The sequence below is a fragment of the Micromonospora sp. ALFpr18c genome (genome assembly GCF_008868155.1).
In the GTDB taxonomy this organism is placed as follows: domain Bacteria; phylum Actinomycetota; class Actinomycetes; order Mycobacteriales; family Micromonosporaceae; genus Micromonospora.
In genome coordinates this window covers 1-6832 of sequence record NZ_WBKR01000265.1, presented here as the reverse complement: position 1 = coordinate 6832, position 6832 = coordinate 1, and the positions used below count along the sequence as shown (strand labels likewise).

At 71.6% G+C, this 6832-nt stretch carries 5 protein-coding genes; all 5 read right to left on the bottom strand.

Annotated elements, in window-relative coordinates:
* Positions 1–634 precede the first annotated feature (634 nt).
* A complete protein-coding gene (gene rny, locus F8271_RS28910) occupies positions 635–2401 on the bottom strand; it encodes a ribonuclease Y (RefSeq protein WP_151493001.1) in 1767 nt (588 codons plus the stop codon).
* Positions 2402–3212: 811 nt separating this feature from the next.
* Entirely contained in the window at positions 3213–3926 is a 714-nt protein-coding gene (locus F8271_RS28905; RefSeq protein WP_151493000.1) for a regulatory protein RecX, read from the bottom strand.
* 14 nt (positions 3927–3940) lie between these two features.
* Positions 3941–4987, bottom strand: coding sequence for a recombinase RecA (gene recA / locus F8271_RS28900; RefSeq protein ID WP_151492999.1), 1047 nt, complete (start codon positions 4985–4987; stop codon positions 3941–3943).
* A 184-nt stretch (positions 4988–5171) separates the two neighbouring features.
* Positions 5172–5372, bottom strand: coding sequence for a DUF3046 domain-containing protein (locus F8271_RS28895; RefSeq protein WP_151492998.1), 201 nt, complete (start codon positions 5370–5372; stop codon positions 5172–5174).
* A 4-nt stretch (positions 5373–5376) separates the two neighbouring features.
* Positions 5377–6738, bottom strand: coding sequence for an MFS transporter (locus F8271_RS28890; protein ID WP_151492997.1), 1362 nt, complete (start codon positions 6736–6738; stop codon positions 5377–5379).
* Between the last annotated feature and the right edge of the window lie 94 nt (positions 6739–6832).

The following is a 6832-nucleotide window of genomic DNA, read 5'->3' as shown; positions in this document are numbered from 1 at the left end:
CGTGCAGTCCTAGAGAAACTCCATGATCACCCTGAGGGCTTCACCCGCTTCAACCGCCTCCACATAGGCCAATCACCCGGCATCATCCCAGCTCACCGGCTCGCCGAACGAGAACGCAACAGCCCTGCGCCCCGTCTTGTGGAGGCCTCAGACTGTGACTAGGGCTGGCGGCAAACGAGGTGGCACCGGCCAGGACCGCGCAGACCGCGACGCTCAGCAGCGCCACGAGGGGATACCGGGCCCGTGGCGGTTACGCGGGTCCGGGATCCGGCCCAGGGCTTCGATGAGCCCGGCATGTTCACTGTCGGTGACCGGCGGTGAGAGCGTGTCGGAGCCGGGGGTTGTCACGGTCAGTGCGGAGATCAGAGATGATGTCATCGGCGGGTGGAGTTCCTCGGTGGTCGTGCAGCGTCAAGAACTCCATGATCACCTTGAGGGCTTCACCCGCTTCATCCGCCTCCACAGAGGCCACTCACCCCACGAAATCCCTGTTCAGCGCCCCGCGCCGCGAGAACGCAACAGCCCTGGATCACACTGGCAGCCCCCACAAAAACTATGAGGGCTACGGCCAATTTGGCATCCTGGCTGCTGCACTCGAATCCAATTTGTGCACCTTTGCGGCTGGCACCGGCGGTCAGCGGGCGATCTCGGTGACCCGGGACTCGCGGACCACGGTGACCCGGATCTGACCCGGGTACGTCAGCTCCTCCTCGATCTGCTTGGCCACGTCACGGGCCAGCACGGCCGCCCCGATGTCGTCCACGTCGTCGGGCTTGACCATCACCCGGATCTCCCGGCCGGCCTGCATGGCGAAGACCTTGTCCACGCCCAGCTTGCCGGCCGCGATCTCCTCGATCCGCTCCAGCCGCTTGACGTACGCCTCCAGGCTCTCCCGGCGGGCGCCCGGCCGGCCGCCGGAGCAGGCGTCGGACGCCTGGGTGAGGACGGCCTCGATGGTCTGCGGCGGCACCTCGTTGTGGTGCGCCTCGATGGCGTGCACGACGTCCTCGTGCTCGCCGTACTTGCGGGCCAGGTCGGCGCCGATGATGGCGTGGCTGCCCTCGACCTCGTGGGTGAGCGCCTTGCCGATGTCGTGCAGGAACGCGGACCGCTTGATGGTGGGCACGTCCAACCGCAGCTCGGCGGCCATGATGCCGGCGATGTGCGCGGTCTCGACCAGGTGCTTGAGCACGTTCTGCCCGTACGACGTGCGGTAGCGCAACCGGCCCAGCAGGACCACCAGCTCCGGGTGGATCTCGGTGATGCCGACCTCGACCAGGGCGTCCTCGGCAGCGCGGAGGCAGAGCTGCTCCACCTCCTGGCGGGCCAGGTCGTAGACCTCCTCGATGCGGTGCGGGTGGATCCGCCCGTCCAGCACCAGCTTCTCCAGGGTGAGCCGGCCGACCTCCCGGCGGACCGGGTCGAAGCAGGAGAGCAGCACCGCCTCCGGGGTGTCGTCGATGATCAGGTTGACCCCGGTCACCGACTCGAAGGCGCGAATGTTGCGCCCCTCCCGACCGATGATCCGACCCTTCATCTCGTCACCGGGTAGGTGCAGGACGCTGACCACGCTCTCCGCGGTCTGCTCGCTGGCGACCCGCTGGATCGCGTCCACCACGATGTGGCGGGCCCGCTGTTCGGCGGTGCCCCGCGCGTCGGCCTCGATGTCGCGCACCAGCAGCGCGGCCTCCCGCTTGGCCTGCGTCTCGATCGCCTCGACCAGTTCCAGCCGGGCCGCGTCGGCGGTCAGGCCGGCGACCCGTTCCAGCTCCCGGCGGCGCAACTCCTCCGCCTCGGCCAGCTCGGTCTCCCGCTGGGCGAGAGCGGACTCCCGTGCGGCGAGGGCGGCCCGCGCCTCGGTGAGCTGCCGCTCCCGCTCGGCGAACCGCTCCACCTCCTCGGTGTGCAGCCGCTCCCGCTCGTCCATCCGGGCCGCACGGCGCTCCACCTCGGCCGCCTGCTCCCGAGTGGTGGCGGCGAGCACCGCGACCTCCCGTTCGCCGCTGCGCCGGGCCGTGGCCCGCAACTGTTCGGCGTCCGCCTCGGCCTGCTTGTGCGCCCGCTCCAGGACGGTGTCCGCCTCGGCGCGGGCATCGTCGAGCACCCGGCGGGCCTCGGCTCGGGCGGCCTTGGCCTCGGCCTTCGCGGCCGCCGCCTCGGCGCGCGCGGCGGCGGCTGCGGACTTCGCGACGTCGATGGTGCTGTTCGCCTCGTCGGCCGCGTTGCGCAGGGCGGCCAGGGACTGCTCCTGGCGGTCCTTCTCGGCGATGAACGCCGGATCCTCCGGCGCCGGCGCCGAACCCATTCCGCGCAGTGTCCGGACGCCGTACAGCACGGCGCCGATCACCACCGCCGCGAGGATGAGGACGGCCGCGAGGAGCACGACGTCGAAGGCGTTCATGCCGGAACCCCGTCGGGTCTACCGGTGAACCTGTGCCGCCGCCCCACCATGGCCGCCTCCCCTGAAACGTCTGCCGACCGCAGTGACCGTGCCCGATGGGCACACTCCTGCGGCTGTGGACGCCCGACCGGAGCGGCTGGCCGTGGGTAGCTCTCTCCGCCGGCGGTGCCCTCGGGCATCGTCGGCGACCGGGTGCAGTTGTCGCGGAGTACCGGACCGGCCTGTCCGGACTGCCGCCAAAGGCCGTGGAGTCGGCCAAAGTGATGCTGTGTTGTTACGCGATCTATGTTGTGCGCTTAGCCTGCGCTGGTCGGGCAATGTGAGCCTGTATGGCGAGGCTAGGTCGCCGGGGGTGGTCTGGTCAAGGACTCATGATCAAACCCCCCGAACGGAGCGAAGTTGCGGCGTCACTCAAAGCTGATGCAGTGTCGGACACACCGGGACAAAGGCGGCGAGGCGACGGCGCCGATCCGGATGTCGTGCCTGTTCAGCGACGGAGACACCCCCGCGGTGAACCGACTTTGTGACACCAGCGACCCCCGCTCGGCCCAACCCTCTCATCCCGCCAAGATCGCGCCGCTCACCCCACCACGATCCGCGCCGCTCACCCCCGGCACGATCCGCGCCGCTCACCGGCCAAGATCGCGCTCGATCCAGGATGTAGTGGGGTACTCGCGGCGGTGAGGCCACTACATCCTGGATCGAGCGCGATCATCCCGGCCCGGCACGGCGCGCGGCGCGGCGCGGCGCGCGGCGCGGCACGGCGCGCGGCGCGGCGCGCGGCGCGGCGCGGCGCGGCGCGGCGCGGCGCTCAGTCGGTCAGGCGGTTGTCGCGCTCCAGGTCACCTTCCGCGTCGGCCAGCGCGTCGGCGTCGATCTGCTCGGCGAACTCGGCCGCCTCGGCGCTCTGCGCGGCCAGCGCGTCCTTCACCGCCCGGATCGCCACACCGGGCGGGTAGCCCTTGCGGGCCAGCATGCCCACCAGCCGGCGGAAGATCGCGTCCGGTTCACCCCGGGCGGTACGCAGCTTGCGCTCCACCAGGGCACGGGCGGTCTCCGCCTCGGTCTCCTCGTCCAGTTCGTCGAGCGCCTCGGTGGCCACCTCGCCGTCGACGCCCTTGCGGCGCAGCTCGTTGGCGAGGGCCCGGCGGGCCAGGCCACGCCCGGAGTGCCGGCTGGACACCCAGGCGCGGGCGAACGCCGCGTCGTCGATGATGCCGACCTCGTCGTACCGGTCGAGCACCTCGGCGGAGACCTGCTCGGAGATGCCGCGTTTGGCCAGCGCACCGGCCAGCTCCGCCCGGGTACGCGGGCGGACGGCGAGCTGGCGCAGACAGATCTCGCGGGCCACCTCCGACTCGTCGCGAGGTGGCCCGTCGCGAGGTGGCGCCGGAGCCTCGACCGCATCGCCCGCCTCGGACCGGCCACGACGACCACGGCGCGGGCGCGGGGGATCACTGGCATCACCCGTACGAGGCGGACTGGCATCCCAGCCCCGCCCCGTACGGGCGCGTCGTCCTGCCACTGGTCAGCGACCGGTCAGAAGTCGACCGGCGGCAGCTCCGGGCCACCGGCGGCGTCGCCCGCGCCGACCCCGACGCCGAGCTTCTCCAGGATCTTCTTCTCGATCTCGGCGGCCACGTCCGGGTTCTCCTTCAGGAACTCCCGGGCCTTCTCCTTGCCCTGGCCGAGCTGGTCGCCGTCGTACGTGTACCACGCACCGGACTTGCGGATGATCGCCTGCTCCACGCCGACGTCGATCAGCGAGCCCTCGCGCGAGATGCCCTTGCCGTACATGATGTCGAACTCGGCCTGCTTGAACGGCGCAGCCACCTTGTTCTTGACGACCTTGACCCGGGTGCGGTTACCGACCACGTCGGTGCCGTCCTTGAGGCTCTCGATGCGTCGCACGTCGAGCCGGACCGAGGCGTAGAACTTCAGCGCCCGACCACCGGTGGTGGTCTCCGGGCTGCCGAACATCACGCCGATCTTTTCCCGCAGCTGGTTGATGAAGATCGCCGTGGTGCCGGTGTTGCTGAGCACACCGGTGATCTTCCGCAGTGCCTGGCTCATCAGCCGGGCCTGGAGGCCCACGTGGCTGTCGCCCATCTCGCCCTCGATCTCGGCGCGCGGCACCAGGGCCGCCACCGAGTCGATCACGATGATGTCCAGCGCGCCGGAGCGGATCAGCATGTCCGCGATTTCCAGCGCCTGCTCGCCGGTGTCCGGCTGCGAGACCAGCATCGCGTCGGTGTCGACGCCGAGGGCCTTCGCGTACTCCGGGTCGAGCGCGTGCTCGGCGTCGATGAAGGCGGCGATGCCACCGGCCCGCTGGGCGTTGGCCACCGCGTGCAGAGCCACCGTGGTCTTACCGCTGGACTCCGGGCCGTAGACCTCGACCACCCGGCCACGCGGCAGGCCGCCGATGCCCAACGCCACGTCGAGCGCGATGGAGCCGGTCGGAATCACCGCCGTCTGGATGACCGGCCGGTCACCCAGTCGCATCACCGAGCCCTTGCCGAATTGCTTGTCGATCTGAGCGAGAGCAAGGTCGAGTGCCTTCTCCCGGTCAGGCCCTGCTGCCATGGTTGCCACCCCTGCCTTCGCCGGCGTCTTTGCTGAGCTTCGCGTCACGCGGACACGCTAGGCGCTGGGTCCGACAGAAAACCAGCCGACGGGCCGCGAGCTGTGGACGAGCACCCCGCTGTGGACAATAGCCGAACAGGTGTACGACAAGACAAGCGACACGCGGAAGCGGCGAAAAGGCTGCTCAGCGTAGTCGCGCGGGCACGCGGTCGGGATATGCGGCGCAGACCGCCCGCCAGACCGCCTGCGTCCGTACCCCCGACGCCAACGCCTGCTCGATGGTCCGTCCATCGAGCTGGGACAGCACCTGGTCGCGGGCGATGCTGGCCGCGTAACCCGGCCCGAACGCCTCCTCCAACCGCGCCCAGAAGTCGGTCAGCCGCACGTGATCAGCCCTCCTTGTCCGATGCCGTGGTCGACACCGGGCGCAACGCTAGCGCCACCAGGGGCACGGTTGCGACCGCCGCGAGCAGGCAGAGCACCGGATAACCGGCGATCTGCATGACAAACCCGCTGAGCACCGCGGCGCCGGCCCCGGCCAGCCCCATGATCAGGTCGGAGAACCCCTGGACGCTCGGCCGTACACCGGCCACCACCGACTCGGAGAGCAGCGTCGAGCCGGCCACCATCGTCCCGGACCAGCCCAGCCCGAGCAGGACCAGACCGACCGAGAGCCGGGGCGTGTGGTGCCCGGCGGTGCCGGCCACCGCACAGGCGGCCAGCAGCAGCCCGACCCCGCCGAGGATCACCGCCCGCCGGCCGAACCGGTCGGTGAGCCAGCCGACCACCGGGGCGAACGCGTACATGCCGGCGATGTGCAAACTCAACACGATGCCGACCAGCCGCAGCACGTCGGCGTCGGCGTGCGACTCGCCGATCCGGACCGGGGTCATCGCCATCACCGCCACCATCACCAGGTGCCCCACCGCCACCGCGGCGATGCCGAGCCGGGCGGCGGGCTGCCCGCGTACCACCGACCAGGCCAGCCGCATCCCGGCGCTGCGCGACGCGCGCGCACCGACCGGCGCGGCGGCCGGCGCCTGGGCGGCCGCGGCCGCCGCCGGCGGGTCAGCGGCCGGCGGAGCGACGGGCGCGTCGGCCTCCGCGAGCCGCCGCGCGGTGAGCAGCGGGTCGGGGCGGAGCAACCCGAGGAGTACGCCGGCAGTCAGCACGAACGCGACCGAACTGAACGCGAACGGGCCGGCCAACGGCGGCAGCCCCCAACCGGAGGTGGCCCGGTCGGCCAGCGCGGCGAAGTTCGGCGCGGCCACCGCGCCGATGGTGGTGGCCCAGACGATCAGGGAGAGCTGCCGGCCACGACGGGCCGGCTCGGCGAGGTCCACCGCCGTGTAGCGGGCCTGCAGATTCGCGGCGGTGCCGCCGCCGAAGAGCAGCATGCCGAGGAAGATCAGCGGCACCGAACGGGTGGCCGCCGCCAGCACCACCAGCACGCCGCCGACGGCACCGACGGCGTACGCCAGCACCAGGCCCGGCCGGCGGCCACGCCGCGCCATGATCCGGGTGACCGGGACGGCGAGCAGCGCCGCACCGACCACCCCGGCGCTCTGCGCGACGCCGGCCATCGCGGTGCCGGCGATCCGTGCGGCGAGCAGCGCGCCGACGGAGATGCCGATGGTCACACCGATGCCGCCGATGATCTGGGTGGTGAAGAGCAGCCGCAGGGTGCGCCGCTGGATCGACGCGACGTCGGGCCGGGCGGCGGTACGCGGCGCGGTCAGGTGGGTGGCCATCTGCGCTCCTCAGGGCGGGGATGACCCATCCTCGCGCACCCGTCCCGCCGCCCGGCCCGACGTCGCGTCGATCCAGCGGCGCACCCTGCGGCTG